We start from the raw sequence: 20562 nt of genomic DNA, 5'->3' as shown, positions 1-20562 counted from the left end.
CGTGTGGACGGTTTTGGGGTATAAATGAGCCTGTGCCCTGTCTCTGCTCGAGAAAACCCGTTACATCGAAAAATCTGATGCCGCTTTTTTGGGCACATTGAGCCACGGATGATGATTGTCACGGGAAAGAAGCGTGATAATCTTTTCACAGTTCCATTCACATCATCACCAAGGAGTGAACAAGCCATGAAGCATGCCATGCTCAAGAAAGGCGCCACCCTGCTTATCCCCCTGATGCTGATCTCGGCCTGCACCCCCTACCGGAGCCAGTACGTCGGTTTCCGGCCCGCCGAGGACTACGTGAACCGGCTCGTGGTAAGCGGCGTCACCATCGGCGGCGAGGCCTACGCCGACAGCGGGGCCGCCCAGAACGCCTTCGGCTTCGACATCAAGGGGAGCGGCCTCATTCCCGTTCAGATCGTCATGACCAACCAGGGAGCGAAAAACATGGAGATTGTCTCCAATCAGACCTTCCTGGTGAACGACCAGAACCGCTACTTCCAGGTGGTCCCCAACGCGGTGGCCGTGGACCGGATCGAGAAATCGACCCAGTTCGCCTCCTTCTTCGGAAGTGAAACCGGAAAGGGTGCCATTCTTGGCGCCGTCGGTGGTGCCGTTCTCGGCGCTGCAATTGGCATTGTCTCCGGGCAGAGCATCGGCGAGGCGGTCGGCAAGGGGGCTGCCATCGGTGGTGCCGGTGGTGCCGTTGCCGGCGGCCTCAAGGGGGGAACCTCGGGGGAACGGGAGCGATCCATTATCAACGACATTCGGGCCAAGGGGCTGGAAGGGAAGACCCTCCCGGCCGGGAGCATCGCCAGCGGCTTCCTCTTCTTCCCTGCCGAGGCGGATACGGCGCGGGAACTGCGGATGCAGCTCCGGGACCAGAACACCGGCTCGCTCCACAGCGTGGTTCTGAAATTCAAGTAGCAGCGCTAAGGTGCCGCTCATAAAGAGGCCCCGGGCCTCTTTTTTTTGCCATGGGAGGGGAAGGAATGGAGTTTCGCGTCTACTATGAGGACACCGATGCCGGAGGGATTGTCTACCATGCCCGCTACCTGGGTTTTTTCGAGCGGGGGAGGTGCGAGTTCCTCCGCCGGCGGGGACTGTCGGTGCGGGAGTTGGCCGACGAGGGTGCCGTCTTCCCGGTAGTGCGGATGGAGGTGGATTTCCGGGCGTCGGCGGTCCTCGATGACCTCCTCCGGGTGGAAACCGAGGTGCTTGAGGTGGGGAAGGCCACGTTCTCCCTGAGGCAGCGGGTAGTGAGGGCGGAAGACGGAAAGACCCTCGTGGAGGGGCGCGTCACCCTCGTCTGCGTCCGGCCTGGGATGAAGCCCCGCCGGCTTCCCGAGCAACTCATCGGGGCGCTCAGATCTACGAATGGGGCCGGCTAAAAGACCGGTAGGGAGACATCACACAATGCTCGGAATTATCCTTAAATTGATTGTCAACGCAGTGGCCCTCTTTGCCGTGGTCCGCCTGGTTCCCGGCATCAGCATCGCCGGTAGCGGTACTCTTTTCCTTGCGGCCCTTGTGCTGGGCTTCCTCAACGCGGTACTCAGGCCCATCATCTCCTTTTTCACCCTGCCGATCACGGTGCTCACCCTCGGCCTCTTCACCCTCGTGGTGAACGGCGCCGTCTTTGCCCTGGCCGCCTGGATCGTCCCGGGATTCAACATCGCCGGCATCGGGAGCGCCATTCTAGGCGCACTCGTCTTCAGCGTCGTCAGTTTCGTGCTCAATATAATCGTTCGGCCGGTCGAGTGAAGTCCTGGCCCTGAGGAACCTCATCCGCACCTTGCCATTGGCGGCGCCATCTGCTAGAGTCGACGTCTACCCGCTGCGGAATAGCGCGCCGATCACCGAAGGAGACCCTTTCCATGATGAGCACGAAGAAAACGGATTCCCTTGCCCACTACGCCGTCACGGTTGTGGGAAAAGACCGCCCCGGTATCGTGGCCGCAACGGCCGGGGTCCTCTACCGGCTGGGGTGCAACGTCGAGGATTCCAGCTCCACCATGCTCGGGGGGGAGTTCTCCATGATTCTCATCGTCTCCCATGAGAAACCCTTCAGCAAGGGGAGGATTCTGGAGGAGTTCCGGGGAGTGGCGGAAGAGATGGGGCTCACGGTGGCGGCCCGGACCCTTTCCCCCGACGAGGTGGCCTACCAGGCGCCGGAAGGGGAGCTCTGCATGGTTTCGGTCTACGGCTCCGACCGGCCCGGGATCATCTACCGCGTGACAAATGAGCTGGCAGAGCGGAAGGTGAATATTACCGACCTCAATACCAAGCTCATCGGCACCAAGGAAGAGCCGGTCTACGTCCTGATGCTGGAGGCGGCACTACCGGAAGGTATTGTCGTGGAAGACGTGGCGGCAATGTTCGACAAGATTAAGAAGGAGATGAACGTGGAGATTTCGGTGCGATCCATCACGCCGGTCTCCCTCTGACGCCATGCCCGCACAGCCCATCCTCTGCTATCCCCATCCCGTTCTAAAGAAGGTGAGCCATGCCGTCGCCGTTATCGACGACGAGATCCGGGGTCTTATCGACGACCTTCTGGACACCATGCGTGCCGGACCCGGCTCCGTCGGGGTCGCCGCACCCCAGATCGGCGCCACCCTCAGGGTCTGCGTGGTGGACGTCTCCGGAAGCCGTCACGGCAAGGAGAACAACCACGGTGTCCTTGTCATGGTAAACCCCGAGATCGTCCACCGGGAAGGTGCGGCTATCATGCGGGAGGGATGCATGAGCGTCCCAGACTACACCGGCGACGTAGAGCGGGCCACCACCATCACCGTCCGGTTCCGGGACGGGGAGGGGACGGAGCGGGAGATCTCCGCCAGCGGCTTCGAGGCGGTCGCCATCCAGCACGAGATGGACCATCTGGACGGGATCCTCTTTTTGGATCGGATCGTGTCGCTCAAGACGGGGCTGTTCCGGAGGAAGAACTACAGGTAGCGTGAGCTGCCGGATGGATAAAACTAAAGCGGGGAGGCTGCTGGCGCGGCCCCCCCCGAAGACTGGCGTCGTAGTCTGTGGCGGTTACTTCATCTCTTTCAAGTCCTGCACTTCTTTCTTCCCGGCTTCCTTCATCTGCTTGGCCTTCTCCTTCTTCTGCTTCACTTTGCTCTTTACCTTTTCGTGCTTTTCAGTGGCCTGGGCTTTTTTCTTCTCAACCTGCTCCTTTACGTCGGTCTGCTTGTCGGAGACCTTCTTTTCCTTTTCGGCAAGCTTCTCTTTCGCGGCCTTTTCCTTCTTCTGGACCTTTTCCTTTGCCTTATCCTCCCTCTTCTGGAGCTCGGCAGAGGGGGAGGGGATGGTGTAGTCGGCGGCCGAAGCGATACCGGCAAAGGCGCCGAGGGTGATGCAGGCGGTCAGGGTCAGCAGGGTTTTCTTCATGGTCTTCCTCCTTGGTATTGGTGTGAATGCCCGTACGGGGTACGGGAAGAATAGAATGTGATCGTCGTATGTTCAAGCATTAACTATCGGCCCTTCAGATAGGCCACCACCTCGTCGGTGGTGCGGTTGGCGGCGGTGGCGCAGTCGTTGAGGCCGATGCCGCGGTAGGAGTTTCCGGTAAGGAAGAGCCCCGGGAGGGCCGAGGAGCGTTCCTGGAGGGCCGCCAAGCGCTTTCCGTGGCCGACGGTGTACTGGGGGATGGCCTGGGGATGGCGGAAGATCCTGATGAAGGAGGGGTCCGCCGTGATTCCCATGGTCGCCTTGAGATCTGCCTTCACCCGCTGCATCACCTCCGCGTCGGAAAGTTTCACGTACTCGGGGAAGCAGGCGCCGCCGAGCATGCTCCGCAGTAACACCTTACCCTCTGGGGCACGGTTTTCGAAGATGCTGGAGTCCCAGAGGGTACCGAGGGTGTTCATCCCCTCATCCTTGGGGATCAGGTAGCCGAAGCCGTTCAGGTCGTAGGCGATCCGCTCCCGTTCGAAGCCGAAGCAGACCACGGTCATGGAGGCGTAGGGGATCTCCCCCAGCACCTGGGCCATGGCGGCGTCAACGCCGCTGACGATGCCGGCGGTGGCATGGGCCGGCGAGGCGAGAATCACCACGTCGGCGTCGATATCGACGGTGGGTGTCTTCAGCCGCCACGGGACGCTCGATCCCCTGGTCAAGCCCGTCACGGGCTGACCCGTAACCACGGTCGCGGAACCGAGCTGCTCCGCCAGGATGTCGGTCAGCTCCTGGATCCCCCATCGGAAAGAGGTGAGGACTCCACCGGGGCCGGCGGCGCTCGATACCGCCTTTCCCTGGGCCGCTTCCTGCTTCTTCTTTTTCGCCAGTTTGATCATGGCTTTTATGAGGCTACCGTATTCGTCCTCCAGTTCCGCGATGCGGGGGAAGCAGGAGCGGAGCGACATGGTTTCCGGGTCGCCGGCGAAGATCCCCGACACCATGGGGGAGATGAGCTTCTGGAGGGCCTCCTCGCCGAGGCGCCGGCGGCCAAAGGAGGCGAGGGTCTCGTCGGTGCCGTCGGTCCGCTTCGAGATGAAGGGTTCCATTGCCAAGCGGAGTTTGCCGGGCCACGAGATGAGGCTGCTCTTGAGAAACGTGGGGCCGTTCTCGGGGAGCCGGTTCAGAACGCCCCCGGTGTAGATGAAGCGCTTACGGGCGTTATCGTTACTCCGCAGGAGCCTTTCCGAGGCACCCAGGTCCCGGCAGAGGTCGAGGGTCTGGGGCTTGGAGTCCAGAAAGCCGTTGGGCCCCCACTCGCAGAGGTATCCCTCCTCCTTGATGCTCCAGATCTTGCCGCCGACCCGCTCTTCCTTTTCCAGCAGGGTCACATCCAGCTCGATGCCCGCCTCTGCTCCTTTATTGCGCAGCTCAAAGGCGGTTGCGAGCCCAGAAATGCCGCCCCCCACCACGATAACTTTTTTCATCCCTGCTCCTCGCCGTTCGATGAATGCACTCTGATCATTGATAGACCCTGCATGGGCGGCTGTCAAGAAAGTAAACATGGAGCCTTCTCCAGCTGAACCGTTGACAGGGTACTCCGGAGCGCTTACATTCTTTCAAGACCTACGGAAAGGATTTTCAGATGGCGCAAACGGATTACTACGAGGTACTCGGCCTGAAGAAAGGGGCCACTGAAGCTGAGATCAAGAAAGCTTACCGGAAGCTGGCCGTCAAGTACCATCCCGACAAAAATCCCGGCGACAAGGGGGCCGAGGACAAATTCAAGGAGATCAACGAGGCCTATGCGGTCCTCTCCGATCCCCAGAAGCGGGCCCAGTACGACCAGTTCGGCTCCAGCGGCTTCCACCAGCGCTACAGCCAGGAGGACATCTTCCGCGGGTTTGACGTGGGGGACATCTTCAAGGACATGGGGTTCGGCACCGACGACATCTTCTCCCGCATCTTCGGCGGCGCCGGCGGTTTCCGCCAGGGTGGGTTCGGCTTCGGTGGCGGTCGCCGGCGGGGCGAGGACTTCACCATGGAGGTTCCCGTTACGTTCCGGGAATCGTATGACGGCGGAGAAAAGCGAGTGGCCTTCATGCGAGACGGGAAGCGGGAGGAGCTCGCCGTCAAGATACCGGCCGGGGTGGAGGACGGCGCGCGGCTTCGGGTAGCGGGGAAGGGGGGCTTTGGCCATGGCGGCGGACCAACCGGCGACCTCTACCTGATCATCAAGGTGGGAACCGATCCCCATTTCACTCGGGAGGGTGATGACATCGTGGTGGAGCGGAAGATCCGCTTTACCGACGCCCTCCTCGGTGCCTCCCTCGACGTGCCAACCTTGGAGGGTACCAAGCGGATCAAGATACCCGCCGGCATCCAGCCGGGGACCAAGATCCGCCTCAAGGGGCTCGGCTTCCCCCGCATGGGGAAGGCGGGAAAGGGAGATCTTTTCGTGCGGATTGGGGTGTCAGTGCCCGAGAGCCTTACCCCGGAGCAGAAGACCCTGGTGGAGGAGTTGCGGGGCAAGGGGCTGTAAAGGCCGGGACCGGGGACCAGGGATCGGTAAAAGCGAAGAAAAACGTCAAGAGCATCCGAACCAAAAGTCGGCGAGAAGCGGGTGGAGGTTGGTTTACGGTTTTGCTGGTCCCCGGTCCCCGGTCCCCGTTTCCTGTCTAATCTCTATGGCCGCCCCCTTGCGGAGGTCGGCCACCCACTGGTTGAAGCGCTCTTCCGACTTTTTCCGGTAGAGGATGTCCTCCACTTCGGCCTTGACCTGTTCGAAGGGTTTCGGTGTGCCGGCGAAGCGTGCCTCCAGCTTGACGATGTGGAGCCCCCCCGAGACATAGATGAGGTCGCTCACCTCGCCCGGCTTCATCTTTATGAGGCTCTCCTCGAATTCGGGGAGGATGTCCCCCTTGCGGAAGGTTCCCAGATCGCCACCGGTATTCTTTGCCGCAGGGTCGTCTGAGTGCTGGCGGGCCAGTTCGGCAAAGTCCTTGCCGTCACGGGCCTCGTGGAGGACGGTCAGGGCGGTGGTCATGATCTTCTTCACCTGGTCGGCCGGCATCTTTTCATCGAGCTTGAAGTAGATGTTGCGGGCCCGGAAGTTCTCCTCGCCGCCAAACCGGCCGGGGTTCGCCTCGTAGTACTCCCGCATCTCCCGTTCACCGACCTGGATCTTCGACCGCACCTCCTGGCTTACAAGGCGCAGCCGCTCCAGCTGTTCGCGGATCTGGACCTTGTACTGGTCGAAGGAGAGCCCCTGATTGGCCAGGGCCGATACGAGGGACTCCTGGGAGAGCTTGTTCTGCCGCTTCACGTCCTCGATGGCCTGCCGGACTTCCTCTTCGCTTACCTTGATGTCCAGCTCCCGGACTTTCTGCTCCACGAGCTTCTTGTCGATGAGGCGGTTAAGGGCCGTCTCGTCCAGATGGACGAGGGATTCAGGGGGGGGCGGAGGCTGCTGGCGCTCAGCCTCTTTGAGGATAGTGGCCTTTTCCTTCTCGACCGCGTAGGAGGTGATGATTTCGTCGTTGACGACGGCAAGAATCCGGTTGACCACCTCTGCGTGTGACGGTGAGGGAAGGGTGGCGATAAGGACAAGGGTGGCTGTGATGAGGGTTTTGATCATGGTTTCCGTTGGGGAGGGGGCACGGGGCTGCCGACGTTGCTGCCGGCAGCCCCGGTGCGCTTACTTCGTTTCCGCTTTCTTTGCCGGAGTGCTCTCGGGGCCCGCGGGTGCCGGCTTTTCCGCGGCGGCGCCTCCGATTCCCTTGAGGACGTCCTCCTTGATGGTGACCTTGGCCCCCTTCTTGATGTCATCCTTGAGCTTCTGGAAGACTTCCTGCTGCTTGCTGGGGAGGATGGCTGCCCTGAGCTGCTCTTTCACCTCGTCGAAGGTACGGATGCCGGCCGGCCGCTTGCCGGTCAGCTTGATAATGTGGTAGCCGAACTTGGTCTTGACGATGCCGGAGGTTTCCCCCTCTTTCAGGCCGAATACCACCTTTTCGAATTCGGGGACCATGGAGCCCTTGCTGAACCATCCCAGGTCGCCTCCCTTGGCCGCGGCGGAGTCGATGGAGTGCTTCTTGGCCAGCTCCTCGAAGTTCCCCCCTTCTTTGAGTTCCTTGAGGACCTTCTGGGCTTCGTCCTCGCTCTTCATGAGAATGTGGCTCGCGTGGACCTGGGGACCGGTCTTGAATTTGTCCTTGTTTTCTTCGTAGAATTTCTTCATCTCCTCGTCGGAGACTTTGGCCTGCTCCTCCACTTTCTTCTTGAGGAACGCCTCCACTACGACCCGCTTCTTGAGCTCCTCCAGCTTGGCTGCCACGTCGGGGCTCTTGTCCAGGCCGTCCTTTCTGGCCTGCTGGAGGATCAGCTCCCGGACCACCATGGTATCGAGGAGTTCCTTTTTCCCTTCGGCAGTGTCGGCCATGGGCTTCAGGTAGGGGGGAAGGTTTTCCAGCTCCTTCTGGAAGTCGCCGGTGGTGATGGTGTCGCCGTTAACCTCGGCGATCACTTCCCCGGCCTTCTTGGCGGGGGCCGTGGCAGTGCCGGTTTCGGTCTTTCCTTTGCAGCCGGTGAACGGGACCGCCAGGAGGGTGGCCGAGAGGATCGTCAGAACCGCTGTTCGTTTCACGTTGAAACTCCTTTTCAGGCTCATTAAGTATTGAAGAATCTTACGGAAGCTAGCACATCACCCAAGCCTTTTCAAGAGATTTCTGGCCTCTTCCAGGACCCCCTCGAAGGAGGTGTCGGCAAGCTCCGCCGTAAGCCGGAAGTCCGGTGAGAACTGGTATCGCTTCGGGTTTGAACGGATGAGTCCGATGATGGTATCCGGAGGGACCGGCGTCTTCTGGTGGAAGCTGAGGCAGAGGCGCCTGCCGTCGAATTCCGCCATGGTGATCAGGAAGCGCTTGAAGTGAATCCGCAGCTTCATCACTTCCAGGAGGTACGTGGCGGCCAGGGGAAGCTTGCCGAAGCGGTCCACCAGTTCCGCCATGACTTCGTCCACTTCTTCCTCGCTTTCGGCCTGGGTGAGCTTCTTGTAGATGATAAGCCGCTGGTTCGGCTCCCGGACGTAATCCTCGGGAACGAAGGCGGGGATGCGGAGGTTGATCTCCGGCTCCACCCGCTCCAGCCGTTCCTCACCCTTCAGGTTCTGGATCGCCTCCTCCAGGAGCTCCGTGTAGAGGTCAAAGCCAACGGCGGCTATGTTCCCCGACTGCTTGGCCCCGAGGATGTCGCCGGCGCCGCGGATTTCGAGATCATGGGTGGCGAGCCGGAAACCGGCGCCGAGTTCCGTCAGTTCCTGAATAATCTTCAGCCGTTCACGGGCATCGGACGAGATGGCCCCTTCGCCGGGGATCAGCAGGTAGGCGTAGGCCCGCTGCTTGGAGCGCCCGACGCGACCCCGAAGCTGGTAGAGCTGGGCCAGGCCGAAGGTGTCCGCCCGGTCGATGATGAGGGTGTTGGCGTTGGGGATGTCGAGCCCCGACTCGATTATGGTCGTGCAGAGCAGGAGATTGGTCTCCCCGTGCATGAAGCCGAGCATCACCTTCTCCAGTTCCCCTTCGTCCATCTGGCCGTGCCCCACGGCGATCTTCGCCTCGGGGACGATGCGGCGCAGGTGCTCGGCCCAGTTCATGATGGACTGGACCCGGTTGTGGACGAAGAAGATCTGCCCCCCCCGGCGCAGCTCCCGCATGACCGCCTCCCGGATAAGGTCGTCGGAGGAGCGGGCCACGAAGGTCTTCACCGCCAGCCGGTCCACGGGCGGGGTGTCGATGATGGAGAGATCCCGGATCCCCATCATGGACATGTAGAGGGTCCGGGGGATCGGGGTGGCGGTGAGGGTCAGGATATCCACCACCGCCTTGTATTTCTTGAGTTTTTCCTTGTGGGTGACGCCGAAGCGCTGCTCCTCGTCCACGATGAGGAGCCCCAGGTCCTTGAAGGTCACGTCGCTCTGGAGCAGGCGATGGGTACCGATGATGACGTCGATGGCCCCTTTCTTCACCTTCTCAAGGATTTCCTTCTGCTCCTTGGGCGTGCGGAAGCGGGAGAGCATCTCTACGGTGACCGGGTAGGCGCCGAGACGGGCCTTGAAGGTTTCCAGGTGCTGCTGGGCCAGGACCGTGGTGGGGACCAGCACCGCCACCTGTTTCCCGTCCATGACCGCCTTGAAAGCCCCCCGCATGGCCACCTCGGTCTTGCCGTAGCCGACGTCGCCGCAGACAAGGCGGTCCATGGGCTTCGCGCTCGTCATGTCGCCGATCACATCCATGATGGCCGACATCTGGTCCGAGGTCTCCTCGTAGGCGAAGGAGGCCTCAAACTCCCGGTAGAGGTCGTCGGGGGGGGAGAAGGCATGCCCTTCGTGGAGCTGGCGGGCAGCGTAGATCTGGAGCAGTTCTCCGGCCATCTCCTGGACGGCGGCCCGGGCCTTCCCCTTGGCCTTTTCCCAGGAGGTCCCCCCCAGCTTGTCCACCCGGGGTTCGAGCCCCTCGGCCCCCACGTAGCGCTGGACCAGGTTCAGCCGGTCCACGGGGAGGTAGAGCTTGTCTCCCCCCGCGTACTCCAGGAGGATGAAGTCCCCGGCGCAGCCGCTCAGGGAAATGTGTTGCAGTCCCCGGTAGATGCCGATGCCGTGGTCCAGGTGGACCATGTAGTCGCCGGGCTTCAGCTCGGCCAGCGACGTCATGATCTGCTTCTTGCGCAGCTCCGAGACCCCGCGCCGCTTCTGGCGGCGGCCGAAGATCTCCTCTTCGGCGATAACAATGAGCTTCTCTTCGGGGAGCCGGAACCCCCGTGAAAGGTCGCCGATTACAACGTCCACCTTGCCGTCGTCCCGCTCCCGCTCGGCGGGGAAGGGGCGGTCGGAGATGTTCAGGGGGAGGGGGTAGTGGGAGAGGAGCTCGTAGAGGCGCTGGGCCTGGCCCCGCTGGTGGCAGGCGACGATCACCCGCTGCCGTTCCTCCAGCCAGCCGTTGAGCCTTGTCACCAGAGGCTTCAGGATCCGCTCGCTGTCGGAGGAGACATCCACCTTGAGGTCGGTGTTTTCCTGGATGTCCAGGGCGAGGGCTGTTTTTTCGTCGCTCTCCCCGGTTACGGTCAGGTAGGGGATGGTCACGAGCCGTCCCGCTTCGATGCTGCCGGCGGTTTCCGAAGCTGTCAGGAAGAATTCCGCCGGTGACGCGAAGAGGTCTCCCCGTTCCCGGGCCTGGTCCTCGGCCGTTACCAGTTCGCGGTCGAAACGTTCGTCCTCTTCGGCCAGGGCTTCCGGGTCCAACACCACCCGGACTGCGTCGCCGGCATAGTCGAAGAGGGTCTCCAACCGGGGGTGGAAGAGAGGGAGGAGCCACTCTACGCCGGTGGGATAGAGGCCTTGCTGTAGCTGCTCCAGAAGTTCTCGCCGGGCCACGGGGGATATTTCCAGCTCGTCGCAGCGGGCCTTGATGTGGTGAGAGGCGGACTTCAGCACTTCATCGGTCAGGACCATCTCCCGGGAGGGGAGGAGAAGGAGCTCTTCCAGGGGAGCCAGGGAGCGCTGGGATAGGGGATCGAAGGCCCGGATGGTCTCCACGAAGTCGCCGAAGAACTCGATCCGCACCGGCTGTTCGAAACCGGGGGGGAATATGTCCACGATCCCTCCCCTTACGGCGAAGGTTCCCCGGTCTTCCACCAGGGGGACATTCAGGTAGCCCAGGGTGACGAGTTTTGCGAGAAATTCATCCCGGTTGCTTTCCTCGCCGGGGAGGAAGTAGAGGGAGGCGTTGTCCAGCATCGTCCTGGGGAGCACCCGCTGCCTGAGGGCGTCCGGTGTGGTCACCACGGCGGCCGTCTTGCGGTCCATGAGGCGGCGGAGGCAGGCGAGCCGCTGGCCGGTCACGTCGGCGTGGGGCGATCCCTTTTCGAAGGGGGCCACGTCCCAGGCGGGAAAGGAGAGGACGTCGAAGGGGCGCCCGCTGAAGAAGCGAAGCTCGGTGCAGATCTCGGCGGCCCTGTCGGCGTCGGGGGCGATGACGAGGAGGGGGCGCTCCGCCGTTTTCAGAAGCTGGGCCAGGAGATAGGCCGGGGCCGATCCTTTGAGACCGGTGAGGGTGACCCGGCCGGTTTTTGGGGCGAGGTGGCCGGTGATCCGGTCGATGAGCTGGCTGTCTACGAGGGGCATTCCGTCTTCCTTTGCGTCGTAAGGGTGCTCTGGAACGATACCAGCGCGGGTGTGAAAAGGCAAGGCTGCCCCCTCGGCATATCCCTTGGTGAAAGGGGTTCCGGGGGCGCAGGACCGGGTTCTCGAGAAAAAAATGCTCAAGGAAGGCGAAAAATGTCCGATACGGAAAGAGGGGACAATGTCGTCTGCCTCCGGCAAGCCCGCCCCCCTGTTCGCACTACGCCCGAGAGGAAGTACCGTCCATGAAGCACCTCCTGTTCCGTTGCCTGGGAATTCCGATCGTCATCACCACCTTCTTCGTCTCCGTCGGCAGTGAAACGCCGGCCGCCGCCTCCCCGGCGGGGAAGAAAAAAACCGAGTCCACCGAAGTCGCGGCCTCTTCCCCGGCGAAGCCGGCCCTTGCCTATGCCGAGTATGTGCGTCTCGTAAGCAGGCGGGGTGTCGCCGGGCGTGGCCACGCCAAAAAGAAGCCGGCGAAGGCGGCAAAGGTGACCCGTACTGCAAAGAAAGCGGACCAGAAGGTGGTTTCCGCAAAAGCCGAGCCGACGCCGGTCGTTCCCGTCCGGACCGTTGCGCCGGTCGTGGCAGTCGAGCCGAAGCGGGGAGGGGGATGGCGGCCCGGTCCGGCAGAGGTGCGCGAGGTCCTTGGCACGACCCGCGATCTGTCGGGGGCGAACCTGCGGGGGATGAACCTGGCCGGCCTTGATCTGCGCAACGCCTCCCTGGCCAATGCCGACCTCTACCTGGCTAATTTGGCGGGGGCGTGCCTCGACGGGGCGAACCTGCGAGGGACATCCCTCGAAATGGCCAATCTGCGGGGGGCAAGCCTCAAGGGGGCCAAGCTCTCGGGGGCCGGCCTCTTCATGACGAACCTGGAAGGGGCCGACCTGGAGCGGGCGGACCTGACGGGTGTCTATGCCGTGGGGGCGAACCTGCGGGGTGCAGCGCTGGCAAGCGCAAACCTACGGGGCGGGCTCTTCACCAATGCGGTCATGGCGCGGAGCGTGGCGGTGCTGACGGAGGATGGAGAGGGGAGGGGGGGCGGCACGGTGACAAAGGCGACGGCACGGGACGATGCAGCTCGACCCGACCCGGCCGAACGGCTCACGTTCCTCAAATTCTGACCAGTTTCCCTGCGTTGCGATAACAAAAAAGCCGGCTCCCCTCGAGGGGATGCCGGCTTTTTTGTTGGCTGCGGAGGCCGGGTGCTATGGCGTATCGTCCAGATACTCCCGGGAGTATCTCACGTAGTTGCCGGCCGAACGCTTGAGCCAGGCGATCTCGTCGGGGGTCAGGTCCCGCTTGTACCGGGCCGGCGCGCCGACCCAGAGGGTATGGGGTGGGATGACGGTTCCCTCGGTGACGAGGGCCCGGGCACCCACCAGCGCCCCTTCCCCCACCACCGCCTTGTCCATAACCATGGCCTGCATCCCGATGAAGGCGCCGTTTTCGATGGTGCAGCCGTGGAGGGTGACGCTGTGCCCCACGGTCACGTCGTCACCGATGACGAGCGGGGCGCCGGGGTCGTCGGCGTGCTTCTTGTGGGTCACGTGGAGCATGGTGAGGTCCTGGATATTGCTCCGGGCGCCGATCCGGATGAAGTTCACATCTCCCCGGACCACCACGTTATACCAGATGCTGCTTTCGGCCCCCACGGTCACGTCGCCGATGACCACGGCGGTTTCGGCGATGAAGGCGGAGGAGTCGATCCGGGGGTTCATCCCCTGAAAAGAACGTATCATCATAGACCTCGACAGGTTGGATTTTTCCGATCACGGGTCCCCGGTCCCCGCATCTCAGTCCCTCGGTATGGCGATCATCCGGTCCAGTGCCCGCTTGGCTTGCACCCGGATATCCTCAGGCACCTGCACCACCGGCGCCATGGTCGTGAGGGCATCGAGGATGTCCTCCAGGGAGGTGAGCTTCATGTTGGGGCAGACCAGGGCCGGCGAGGCGAGGATGAACTCCTTGTCGGGGTTCTCCAGGCGGAGCTTGTAGAGGATTCCCGCCTCGGTGCCGATGATGAAGCGTTTGGCCGGACTCTTGCGGCAGTAATCGTACATGCCGCTCGTGGAGCAGGCGTGGTCGGCCAGGGCCACCACCGCCGGGTTGCATTCGGGGTGGCAGATGAAAAGGGCATCGGGATTCTCTGCCTTCAGGCGCGCCACCACGTCGGCCTTGAGCCGCTCGTGGGTGGGGCAGTAGCCGTCCCAGAAGTGGAAGGCCTTGTCCGACTGCTTCGCCACGAACTGGCCCAGGTTCCGGTCGGGGACGAAGATCACCTCCCGGTCCGGGAGGGAGTTGACCACCTTCACGGCGTTGGCGGAGGTGCAGCAGATGTCGCTCACGGCCTTCACTGCCGCCGAGGAGTTCACGTAGGTGACAACCGGCACGCCCGGATGCCTGGCCTTCAGCTCCAGGAGTCCCTCCACCGTCACCATGTCGGCCATGGGGCAGCCGGCGTCGCGCCGCGGCAGGAGCACCGTCTTATGGGGCGAGAGGATGGATGCCGACTCGGCCATGAAGTGAACACCGCAGAAGACGATCACGTCCGCAGCGGTTTTGGCCGCCTCTTGGGAGAGCCCCAGGGAGTCGCCGGTGATGTCGGCGATTTCCTGCACCTCGTCCCGCATGTAGTTGTGAGCCAGGAGGACGGCGTTGCGCTCCTTGAGGAGCCGCCTGATTTCCTGCTTGATGGTATCGGCCTGCATGGGTGTGTTTCCTTTCCCGTTTTCCCGTATACGGGCGAAATTGGATGATACTAAATCAACGTTCGCCCCGATGTCAAACCCTTTGCCCGTCCATGGGCGGGGCCTCGATATGGCGCCCTTGACACGACTCGGCCCACACTCTATTATTTTCACATCCTTTGGTCAGAATTGAGAAGGTGTTTTGCGGCGGGCCGGCGACTCCGGTCGCTGTCACGGGAGGTATACGAACATGTTTGGAATCGGCATGCCGGAGTTGATAGTCATCCTTGTCATCGCCCTGATCGTTATCGGTCCCCAGAAGCTCCCCGACATCGCCCGGTCCCTGGGGAAGGGGCTGGCCGAGTTCAAGCGGGCCTCCGACGACTTCCAGCGGAACATGGCCGAGGAGGTCCGGAACCTGGATGAAAGGGAAAAGGCCGAAAAAGAAGCCCAGACCGCCGCTGCTGACCCGAAGGGGGACCCGGCTGCCGAGGTTAAGGCCCATGGGGACCGGGCAGCAGAGACTGCGTCCAGGGGAGGCGACGGGGCGAAGTCGGCTTGAGACGGCCTGATACGAGATGTCGGAAATGAAAAAGGCGGGCTTGCACCCGCCTTTTGTTATTTGAGGGCCTTGAGCCTCTCCTTGGCCCGCCTCGCCTCCTCGGTGGAGGGGTGCTCGTCGATGAGTTTCCGCAGCACGTAACGGGCGCTCTTCACGTCGCCGATCTCGTTGAAGGCCCCGGCCTGTTTCAGCATGGCCGCAGGTACCTTTTCCTTGCCGGGGAAATTTTTGATCACCTCCTGGAATTCCAGGATTGCCTGTTCGTATTTCTTTTCGCCGTAGTAGGCCTCGCCGGACCAGTAGTGGGCGTTGACCGCAAGTTCGTGCTTCGGGTGCTGTTCCAGGAAGCGGGCAAATGACTCCCGGGCCGCAGCGAAATTGCCGCTCCGGTAGGCGTCGAGCCCCTTCTGGTAAAGGGCTTCGGGAGTCGCAGGCTCGGGGGGCTTGGCCTGGGCCGTTTCCATGTCCGTCACCTTCTTCTGCACCGCTCCTAGCCTTTCCTCCAGGGAGGAAAGGCGCCGTTCCAGGTCTTCCTTGAGGAGATTCACCTCCTCGGTCGGCTTCTTGGCGGCCAGGGAGAGGTCGTCCACCTTCCCGGCCATTACCTGGAGGTCAACCTTCATGGCGTCCATGGATGCTTGGAGGTCCGCGAGCCCCTTACGGGCGCCGGCCCGCTCCTTCTCGAAGTCCTGCAAGGTTGTCTCGATGCCGGCCCTGGTCTCCGTCCGCACCCCTCCCAGGTCCTTCTCAAGGCGGAAGATGCGGGTCTTCAGTTCCTCGTTGTCCCGTTGCACCGTCTCCAGGTCGCTGCGCATGGCGCATCCCGACAGGGCCAGCAGCACGACGAGCGATATATTCCGTACGATGTTCATCGGCGTCTCCGTAGTTGTTGCCCGGCAATAGAGAAAGGGAGCCGTTGCCGGCTCCCCTCCCGTTTTCCCGGACGATGGTTTTATTTGACAATGAGGAATTCGGCCCGACGGTTTTTCGCCCAGGCTTCTTCGGTATGTCCCGGATCAAGGGGCTTCTCCTCACCGTAACTGATGATGGAAAGGCGATTGGCGGCGACGCCGAGGGTCACCAGGTAATCACGGGCCGCCTTGGCCCGCTTTTCCCCCAGGGCCAGGTTGTACTCGTCGGAGCCCCGCTCGTCGCAGTGCCCTTCAATGAGGACCCGGGCATTGGGCTGCTTCTTGAGGAGGTACTCCGCGTTCTTGGAAAGGATATCCCGGGCGGCCTGACTGAGGACGAAGGAGTCGAAATCGAAGAAGATCCGATCCAGAGTCGCCGTGACGGTGTCAAGGGCCGTGGCCGGTTGGAGGGTTTCCGTCTTGACGGGGGCCTCGGGGATGGGCTGGGCCGCAATGGGCTCCTCCTTCACCGGCGGAGCAGCGGGTTTGGCCGGAGTTGTGGGTTGGGGGGCCGCTACCGGCGGTACCGCCTCTTCAGGCTTCACCATCTCCTTTTTGGCGCAACCAGCCGCAACGAGACCGAAACAGAGCAGGGCAACGAGACCAAAGGTGCATTTACGCATACATCTTCTCCTTTTGTTGTTAGACAATCGCCTGCCGGAACATGATCACCGGCCGGTCACCGAAAATTCTGTTTTCATTATAGAGAACGGTGCTTCATTTTCAACACCTGCCTCACCAACGCGGCGACCACGTGGGATGGGAGTCCCTCCCCTTCCCGCCGGAAACCCGGGTCTGGCCGCTGCCGTCGGCCCTCATCACGTAAATCCCTTCACCGCCGCCGCGGGTGGAGCTGAAGGTGATGAAACGGCCGTCGGGAGACCACCGGGGATGCTCGTTGCTTCCCTCGCTGGTGAGCCTGGTATCGTTGGTTCCGTCGGGGTTGATGGCGTAGATCTGGAACCCTCCCTCCTGGCGGCTGTAGACGATCCGGTCACCCTTGGGGGACCAGCGGGGGCTCACGTTGTAGTTGCCGCTGGTGGTGAGGCGCCGGACCCCGGTGCCGTCGGCATTCATGATGAAAATCTGGGGTTTGCCGAGCCGGTCGGAGACGAAGACGATCTTGCGGACGTCGGGGGACCAGGCGGGGGAGACCTCGATGGCGCTGGTGTTGGTGAGCCGGTGCGGGTTCTTCCCGTCCCGGGAGATGGTGTAGATCTCCGAGTTGCCGTCCTTGCTCAGGGTCAGGGCGATGGTCTTGCCGTCGGGGGACCAGGCGCCGGTGGCGTTGATCCCCCGGTAGGAGGAGATCCGGGCCTCGGCGCCGGTGAAGAGCTCGCGGCGGAAGAGGTCCGGATTTCCCTGGCGGTAGGAGGTGAAGATGATTTCCTTCCCGCTGGGGGAAAAATCGGGGTTCAGGTTGATGGAGCGGTTTTTCGTGAGCTGCTGGACGTTGTGACCGTCATAGTCCATGAGGAAGATCGCCTTGGCGCCGGCCCGGGTGGAGACAAAAGCGATTTTTCCCGTGAAGGGGCCACGCTCCCCGGTCAGGGCGGCCATGATGTCGTCCGAGAAGGTATGGGCGATTCTCCGGACATCGCCGGGACGGCCCGTGTACCGCTTGGCCAGGATCTCCTTCCCCTGGGTGACGTTGTAGAGGCGGAACTCCATGGTCATGGCGTTTCCCGTAACCGTGTAGCCGCTCTTGACCAGAAGGTCGACCCCGGCGCCGCGCCAGGGGGCGAAGTCGAACTCTCCCGGCCGGATGCCGGCCGAGGCCGCGGCGGCCGAGGGGGCCGTGACGGTGAAGGGGCCGGCAAGGACCATGTCGAACTGGAGCGCTTCGGCCGTCTCGCGGGCCACCTGGGGAGCATCGGAACCGCCGAGGCGCCGTGGGGAGTCCACGGTGAGGGTCAGTTTGTGGGTTCCCGCAGCCGTCACTTCCCGATACCCTTCCTGGGAATGGAGGAGTGCGGGGATCAGGCAGAGCATGATGGTGATGAGAATGAAGAGACGTCGTGTCATTTTTTTCCCACTCCCTGTGGTCTGAAGATGAAACCGTAGTCGAATTCGCCGCCGCCGGGGGGCGGGACAAAGGTCTTTTCGGCCCGGGCGATGGCCTTGTAGACCGATTCCTCGAAAATTTTGTCGCCGCTCGAACGCTCGATCCGCTTCCGCGCGATGTGCCCGCCGGCGTCGATGGTGAGTTTTACCACCACTTCCGGTGCCTTGCTCTGGTGGGCGATGGTGGACTGGAAGGCGTCCGTGAGCCGGGACTGGATATAGCTGGCGTAGTCGCTTCCGGCCTCTTTCCCGGTGCCGCCGGGGGTTCCCACCCGCTCCGGCTGGCGGCCGCTTCCTGCGGTCTTGCGCCGCAGGGAGTCGAGGGCCGCTTCTTGGCGCCGTTCGTCGATGGCCCGCTGGAGTTTGTCCATCCGCTCCTCGAAGGCCTTGCCGGCATCACTCTCCTTTGAGGAACTCTTCTTCGGCGTGGCCGCCTTTGTCGGGGTGCGTTTCTGGGGAAGGGCCATCTCCGCGGGCTTCGGTGGGGGAGACGGCGCCGCTGGGGGCGGGCTCCCTCCGGTTACGGGACTCCCGGCTTGGGGAGCGGCCACCGGCAGGTTCACGACATCCACGTAGTAGACGGGCGCCTCTAGGGGGGCGGGGGAAGAGAAGTGGTGGAGGAGGACAAAGGCGGCGACGGAGGCGTGGACGACGCAGGAAGCGGCAACCCCCCACCCCAGCCCGGTATCTCTCGGTTGGCGGGTACGGCTCATTTTGTCGGGGCTGGCTCCGTCACCATGCCGAGGCGCTCGATGCCGGCCCCCTTGATTTCAGCCATGGTTCGCACCACATCTCCGTAGGGGACATCCCGGTCGGCCTTGAGGAAGACCTCCTTCTTGGTCCGGTTGGCCACCATGGAAGTCAGCTTTCCCTTCAGGTCCCCCGGAGCCACCTCCGTGGCGTTGATGAAGACCTTGCCGCTTCGGTCGATGGAGACGACCACCGACTCTTCCTGGGTGGCCATGGCCTTGGTTTCCGCCTTGGGGAGGTTCACCTGGACCCCCTGCTGCATCATGGGGGCCGTAACCATGAAGATGACCAGGAGCACGAGCATCACGTCCACCATAGGGGTGACGTTGATCTGCGACATGGTGCCGCGGTCGCCGTTGTTTCTGCTGCCGATTTCCATGGTCTGCTCCTACTTCTTGGTCACGGTCCGCTGGACGATATTCAGGAACTCGGTGGAGAAGTTGTCCATGGTGGCGATAAGAACCTTGATCTTGTACTGGAAGTGGTTGTAGGCCATGACCGCCGGGATGGCGGCCACCAGGCCGATGGCGGTGGCGATGAGGGCCTCGGAGATGCCCGGGGCCACCACGGCCAGGGATGCCGACCCGGTCTCGCCGATCCCCTTGAAGGCGGTCATGATCCCCCAGACCGTGCCGAAAAGGCCGATGAAGGGAGTAGTGGAGCCGGTGGTGGCCAGGAAGGTCACATACTTCTCCAAGCGGGTGATTTCCGAGGTGGTGGCGCGGCGCAGGGCCCGGGCGATGTTCTCGATGCCCCCCAGCTCGGTGCTCATGACATCCAGCTCCTCCTTCTGGTCCCCCTTCTCCACGAGGCGCTTCAGTTCACTGTAACCCTCGCTGAACAGGACCGTCAGGGGAGAGTTGGTGAAGCGGTCCAGTTGGGAGTTGACGGCATCGAAGCGCTTGGTCTTCCAGAAGAAGTCCAGAAAACGCTCCGACTCGCTGTTGGCCCGGTAGACCTGGAGGAGCTTGAAAAAGATGATTGCCCACGAGACCACCGAGAAGAAGATGAGAATGAGCAGAACGAGTTTTACGACAAGACCGGTTCCCGCAAGGTGTAACACGGTATGAACCTCCGTTAATAATTAATGGGTTACGTGATCGCTGAACAATAGTCCCGGCCCGCCGTCGCGTCAACCGTTTTCCTGAAGCCGACCGAAATCGGCAGAGAATAATCTTAGTAATATTCGGGCTTTCGATCCTCGAAGCAGGGGATCTGCCGCCGCCAGGATTGCATTTCGCCAAAGTCGAGGGTGGCGCTGATCTCGCACGGCTCATACCCCCCCTCGGCCAGGTGCTCCCCCTTGGGGCCGATGATGAGGCTTGAACCGAAGAAGTCCAGCTTTCCCTGGATTCCGCAGCAGTTGGCCGCCACCACGAAGAGCTGGTTCTCGATGGCACGCGCCTTCAGGAGCGCCTTCCAGTGCTCGTCCCGGGGCTTGGGCCATTCGGCTGGCACCACGAGAATCTCCGCCCCCTCCACCGCCAGCCGCCGGGTCAGCTCCGGGAACCGGAGGTCGTAGCAGATGAAGACGCCGATCCGTCCCACGCTGGTATCCACCACGAGCCAGCGGTCGCCGCCGTCCAAGGAGCGGTCCTCCCCCATGAGGGAGAAGAGGTGGATCTTCCGGTAGGAGCCGACCAGCTCCCCCCGGTCCAGGACGTAGGCGGTATTGCAGACCTTTTCCCCATGGGGCTCCGGCATGCTCCCGACGATCACCATCCCCAGCTCCCGGGAGAGCCGTCCCAGTTCCGTCACCACCTCGGGGGTCCGCTTTGCCAGCTCGTTCAGCTCCCGGTAGGCATAGCCCGTGTCCCACATCTCGGGGAGGACCGCCAGGGCGCACCCCTGGGCGGCGAGGCGGCGCAGCGCCCCCTCCACATACCGCATGTTGACGTCCACATCGCCAACCTTGATGGTGAACTGGACGGCTCCTGCCTTCACGGTACGCGTCATGCCGATCTCCCTCCGGGTCCTTTTGGGGTGCCTGCGGAACGCCGT

At 62.6% G+C, this 20562-nt stretch carries 22 protein-coding genes; 8 read left to right on the top strand and 14 right to left on the bottom strand.

From position 1 onward, the window contains the following. Window positions 1–186 precede the first annotated feature (186 nt). The 5 genes from GMET_RS17845 (at window position 187) to def (ending at window position 2958) form a co-directional block, all read left to right on the top strand. Complete coding sequence (locus GMET_RS17845) at window positions 187–927, top strand: hypothetical protein (RefSeq protein ID WP_004513713.1); 741 nt, start codon at window positions 187–189, stop codon at window positions 925–927. Between the two features lie 65 nt (window positions 928–992). Then, window positions 993–1391 (top strand): YbgC/FadM family acyl-CoA thioesterase, encoded by a 399-nt coding sequence (locus tag GMET_RS17840; RefSeq protein WP_004513712.1) that lies wholly within the window; start codon window positions 993–995, stop codon window positions 1389–1391. Window positions 1392–1416: 25 nt separating this feature from the next. Continuing rightward, complete coding sequence (locus tag GMET_RS17835) at window positions 1417–1764, top strand: phage holin family protein (RefSeq protein ID WP_004513711.1); 348 nt, start codon at window positions 1417–1419, stop codon at window positions 1762–1764. A 116-nt stretch (window positions 1765–1880) separates the two neighbouring features. Then, window positions 1881–2447 (top strand): glycine cleavage system protein R, encoded by a 567-nt coding sequence (locus GMET_RS17830; RefSeq protein ID WP_035468817.1) that lies wholly within the window; start codon window positions 1881–1883, stop codon window positions 2445–2447. 4 nt (window positions 2448–2451) lie between these two features. Then, on the top strand, window positions 2452–2958 hold the full coding sequence (gene def, locus GMET_RS17825; RefSeq protein ID WP_004513709.1) for a peptide deformylase: 507 nt from the start codon (window positions 2452–2454) through the stop codon (window positions 2956–2958). Window positions 2959–3042: 84 nt separating this feature from the next. Here the strand turns inward: def and GMET_RS17820 are convergent, their stop codons facing one another. Further along, on the bottom strand, window positions 3043–3399 hold the full coding sequence (locus GMET_RS17820) for a hypothetical protein (protein ID WP_004513708.1): 357 nt from the start codon (window positions 3397–3399) through the stop codon (window positions 3043–3045). Window positions 3400–3482: 83 nt separating this feature from the next. Beyond that, the gene (hemG, locus tag GMET_RS17815; protein ID WP_004513707.1) at window positions 3483–4892 is read right to left on the bottom strand and encodes a protoporphyrinogen oxidase; all 1410 of its coding nucleotides are present in this window, start codon (window positions 4890–4892) and stop codon (window positions 3483–3485) included. A gap of 158 nt (window positions 4893–5050) precedes the next feature. Here hemG and GMET_RS17810 point away from each other — a divergent pair, with 158 nt between their 5' ends. Next, window positions 5051–5947 carry a DnaJ C-terminal domain-containing protein gene (locus GMET_RS17810; protein ID WP_004513706.1) on the top strand — a complete coding sequence of 299 codons (897 nt, stop codon included), beginning with the start codon at window positions 5051–5053 and terminating at the stop codon, window positions 5945–5947. Window positions 5948–6040: 93 nt separating this feature from the next. Here the strand turns inward: GMET_RS17810 and GMET_RS17805 are convergent, their stop codons facing one another. Genes GMET_RS17805 through mfd form a run of 3 tightly spaced genes read right to left on the bottom strand, consistent with a single transcriptional unit; the run spans window position 6041 to window position 11584 of the window. Next, on the bottom strand, window positions 6041–7042 hold the full coding sequence (locus GMET_RS17805) for a peptidylprolyl isomerase (protein ID WP_011366203.1): 1002 nt from the start codon (window positions 7040–7042) through the stop codon (window positions 6041–6043). A gap of 60 nt (window positions 7043–7102) precedes the next feature. Then, window positions 7103–8050 carry a peptidylprolyl isomerase gene (locus tag GMET_RS17800; RefSeq protein WP_004513704.1) on the bottom strand — a complete coding sequence of 316 codons (948 nt, stop codon included), beginning with the start codon at window positions 8048–8050 and terminating at the stop codon, window positions 7103–7105. A gap of 57 nt (window positions 8051–8107) precedes the next feature. Further along, window positions 8108–11584 (bottom strand): transcription-repair coupling factor, encoded by a 3477-nt coding sequence (gene mfd / locus GMET_RS17795; protein ID WP_004513703.1) that lies wholly within the window; start codon window positions 11582–11584, stop codon window positions 8108–8110. A gap of 242 nt (window positions 11585–11826) precedes the next feature. Between mfd and GMET_RS17790 the strand changes: the two genes are divergently transcribed. Next, the gene (locus GMET_RS17790; protein WP_004513702.1) at window positions 11827–12708 is read left to right on the top strand and encodes a pentapeptide repeat-containing protein; all 882 of its coding nucleotides are present in this window, start codon (window positions 11827–11829) and stop codon (window positions 12706–12708) included. Between the two features lie 84 nt (window positions 12709–12792). Here the strand turns inward: GMET_RS17790 and GMET_RS17785 are convergent, their stop codons facing one another. Together GMET_RS17785 and nadA are read right to left on the bottom strand one after the other, a co-directional pair. Then, complete coding sequence (locus tag GMET_RS17785; RefSeq protein WP_004513701.1) at window positions 12793–13326, bottom strand: gamma carbonic anhydrase family protein; 534 nt, start codon at window positions 13324–13326, stop codon at window positions 12793–12795. Between the two features lie 54 nt (window positions 13327–13380). Continuing rightward, a complete protein-coding gene (gene nadA, locus GMET_RS17780; protein ID WP_004513700.1) occupies window positions 13381–14295 on the bottom strand; it encodes a quinolinate synthase NadA in 915 nt (304 codons plus the stop codon). A 229-nt stretch (window positions 14296–14524) separates the two neighbouring features. Between nadA and GMET_RS17775 the strand changes: the two genes are divergently transcribed. Further along, window positions 14525–14836, top strand: coding sequence for a TatA/E family twin arginine-targeting protein translocase (locus tag GMET_RS17775; RefSeq protein ID WP_004513699.1), 312 nt, complete (start codon window positions 14525–14527; stop codon window positions 14834–14836). Window positions 14837–14892: 56 nt separating this feature from the next. Here GMET_RS17775 and ybgF read toward each other — a convergent pair whose 3' ends face one another. From ybgF to GMET_RS17740, 7 genes are all read right to left on the bottom strand, one after another. Next, window positions 14893–15708, bottom strand: a complete 816-nt coding sequence (ybgF, locus tag GMET_RS17770; RefSeq protein ID WP_004513698.1) for a tol-pal system protein YbgF — start codon at window positions 15706–15708, stop codon at window positions 14893–14895. 80 nt (window positions 15709–15788) lie between these two features. Further along, the gene (gene pal, locus GMET_RS17765; RefSeq protein ID WP_004513697.1) at window positions 15789–16370 is read right to left on the bottom strand and encodes a peptidoglycan-associated lipoprotein Pal; all 582 of its coding nucleotides are present in this window, start codon (window positions 16368–16370) and stop codon (window positions 15789–15791) included. Between the two features lie 112 nt (window positions 16371–16482). Beyond that, entirely contained in the window at window positions 16483–17772 is a 1290-nt protein-coding gene (tolB, locus tag GMET_RS17760; protein ID WP_004513696.1) for a Tol-Pal system beta propeller repeat protein TolB, read from the bottom strand. Then, entirely contained in the window at window positions 17769–18524 is a 756-nt protein-coding gene (locus GMET_RS17755; RefSeq protein WP_004513695.1) for an energy transducer TonB, read from the bottom strand. The genes tolB and GMET_RS17755 overlap by 4 nt, the downstream gene beginning before the upstream one ends. Beyond that, window positions 18521–18940 (bottom strand): protein TolR, encoded by a 420-nt coding sequence (tolR, locus tag GMET_RS17750; RefSeq protein ID WP_004513694.1) that lies wholly within the window; start codon window positions 18938–18940, stop codon window positions 18521–18523. Before tolR ends, GMET_RS17755 begins: the two co-directional genes overlap by 4 nt. A 9-nt stretch (window positions 18941–18949) precedes the next feature. Beyond that, complete coding sequence (gene tolQ, locus GMET_RS17745; protein WP_004513693.1) at window positions 18950–19624, bottom strand: protein TolQ; 675 nt, start codon at window positions 19622–19624, stop codon at window positions 18950–18952. A 113-nt stretch (window positions 19625–19737) separates the two neighbouring features. Continuing rightward, a complete protein-coding gene (locus GMET_RS17740; protein WP_004513692.1) occupies window positions 19738–20517 on the bottom strand; it encodes a carbon-nitrogen family hydrolase in 780 nt (259 codons plus the stop codon). Between the last annotated feature and the right edge of the window lie 45 nt (window positions 20518–20562).

The sequence above is a fragment of the Geobacter metallireducens GS-15 genome (assembly GCF_000012925.1).
In the GTDB taxonomy this organism is placed as follows: Bacteria; Desulfobacterota; Desulfuromonadia; order Geobacterales; family Geobacteraceae; genus Geobacter; species Geobacter metallireducens.
The sequence above is the reverse complement of the archived record's forward strand: the minus strand, read 5'-3'. Positions and strand labels throughout refer to the sequence as shown.

Bases quoted from the DNA above. Each gene is read 5' to 3' on its own strand.
- GMET_RS17845 (WP_004513713.1), top strand. From the start codon at position 187: ATGAAGCATGCCATGCTCAAGAAAGGCGCCACCCTGCTTATCCCCCTG.
- GMET_RS17840 (WP_004513712.1), top strand. From the start codon at position 993: ATGGAGTTTCGCGTCTACTATGAGGACACCGATGCCGGAGGGATTGTC.
- GMET_RS17835 (WP_004513711.1), top strand. From the start codon at position 1,417: ATGCTCGGAATTATCCTTAAATTGATTGTCAACGCAGTGGCCCTCTTT.
- GMET_RS17830 (WP_035468817.1), top strand. From the start codon at position 1,881: ATGAGCACGAAGAAAACGGATTCCCTTGCCCACTACGCCGTCACGGTT.
- def (WP_004513709.1), top strand. From the start codon at position 2,452: ATGCCCGCACAGCCCATCCTCTGCTATCCCCATCCCGTTCTAAAGAAG.
- GMET_RS17820 (WP_004513708.1), bottom strand. From the start codon at position 3,399: ATGAAGAAAACCCTGCTGACCCTGACCGCCTGCATCACCCTCGGCGCC.
- hemG (WP_004513707.1), bottom strand. From the start codon at position 4,892: ATGAAAAAAGTTATCGTGGTGGGGGGCGGCATTTCTGGGCTCGCAACC.
- GMET_RS17810 (WP_004513706.1), top strand. From the start codon at position 5,051: ATGGCGCAAACGGATTACTACGAGGTACTCGGCCTGAAGAAAGGGGCC.
- GMET_RS17805 (WP_011366203.1), bottom strand. From the start codon at position 7,042: ATGATCAAAACCCTCATCACAGCCACCCTTGTCCTTATCGCCACCCTT.
- mfd (WP_004513703.1), bottom strand. From the start codon at position 11,584: ATGCCCCTCGTAGACAGCCAGCTCATCGACCGGATCACCGGCCACCTC.
- GMET_RS17790 (WP_004513702.1), top strand. From the start codon at position 11,827: ATGAAGCACCTCCTGTTCCGTTGCCTGGGAATTCCGATCGTCATCACC.
- GMET_RS17785 (WP_004513701.1), bottom strand. From the start codon at position 13,326: ATGATACGTTCTTTTCAGGGGATGAACCCCCGGATCGACTCCTCCGCC.
- nadA (WP_004513700.1), bottom strand. From the start codon at position 14,295: ATGCAGGCCGATACCATCAAGCAGGAAATCAGGCGGCTCCTCAAGGAG.
- GMET_RS17775 (WP_004513699.1), top strand. From the start codon at position 14,525: ATGTTTGGAATCGGCATGCCGGAGTTGATAGTCATCCTTGTCATCGCC.
- ybgF (WP_004513698.1), bottom strand. From the start codon at position 15,708: ATGAACATCGTACGGAATATATCGCTCGTCGTGCTGCTGGCCCTGTCG.
- pal (WP_004513697.1), bottom strand. From the start codon at position 16,370: ATGCGTAAATGCACCTTTGGTCTCGTTGCCCTGCTCTGTTTCGGTCTC.
- tolB (WP_004513696.1), bottom strand. From the start codon at position 17,772: ATGACACGACGTCTCTTCATTCTCATCACCATCATGCTCTGCCTGATC.
- GMET_RS17755 (WP_004513695.1), bottom strand. From the start codon at position 18,524: ATGAGCCGTACCCGCCAACCGAGAGATACCGGGCTGGGGTGGGGGGTT.
- tolR (WP_004513694.1), bottom strand. From the start codon at position 18,940: ATGGAAATCGGCAGCAGAAACAACGGCGACCGCGGCACCATGTCGCAG.
- GMET_RS17740 (WP_004513692.1), bottom strand. From the start codon at position 20,517: ATGACGCGTACCGTGAAGGCAGGAGCCGTCCAGTTCACCATCAAGGTT.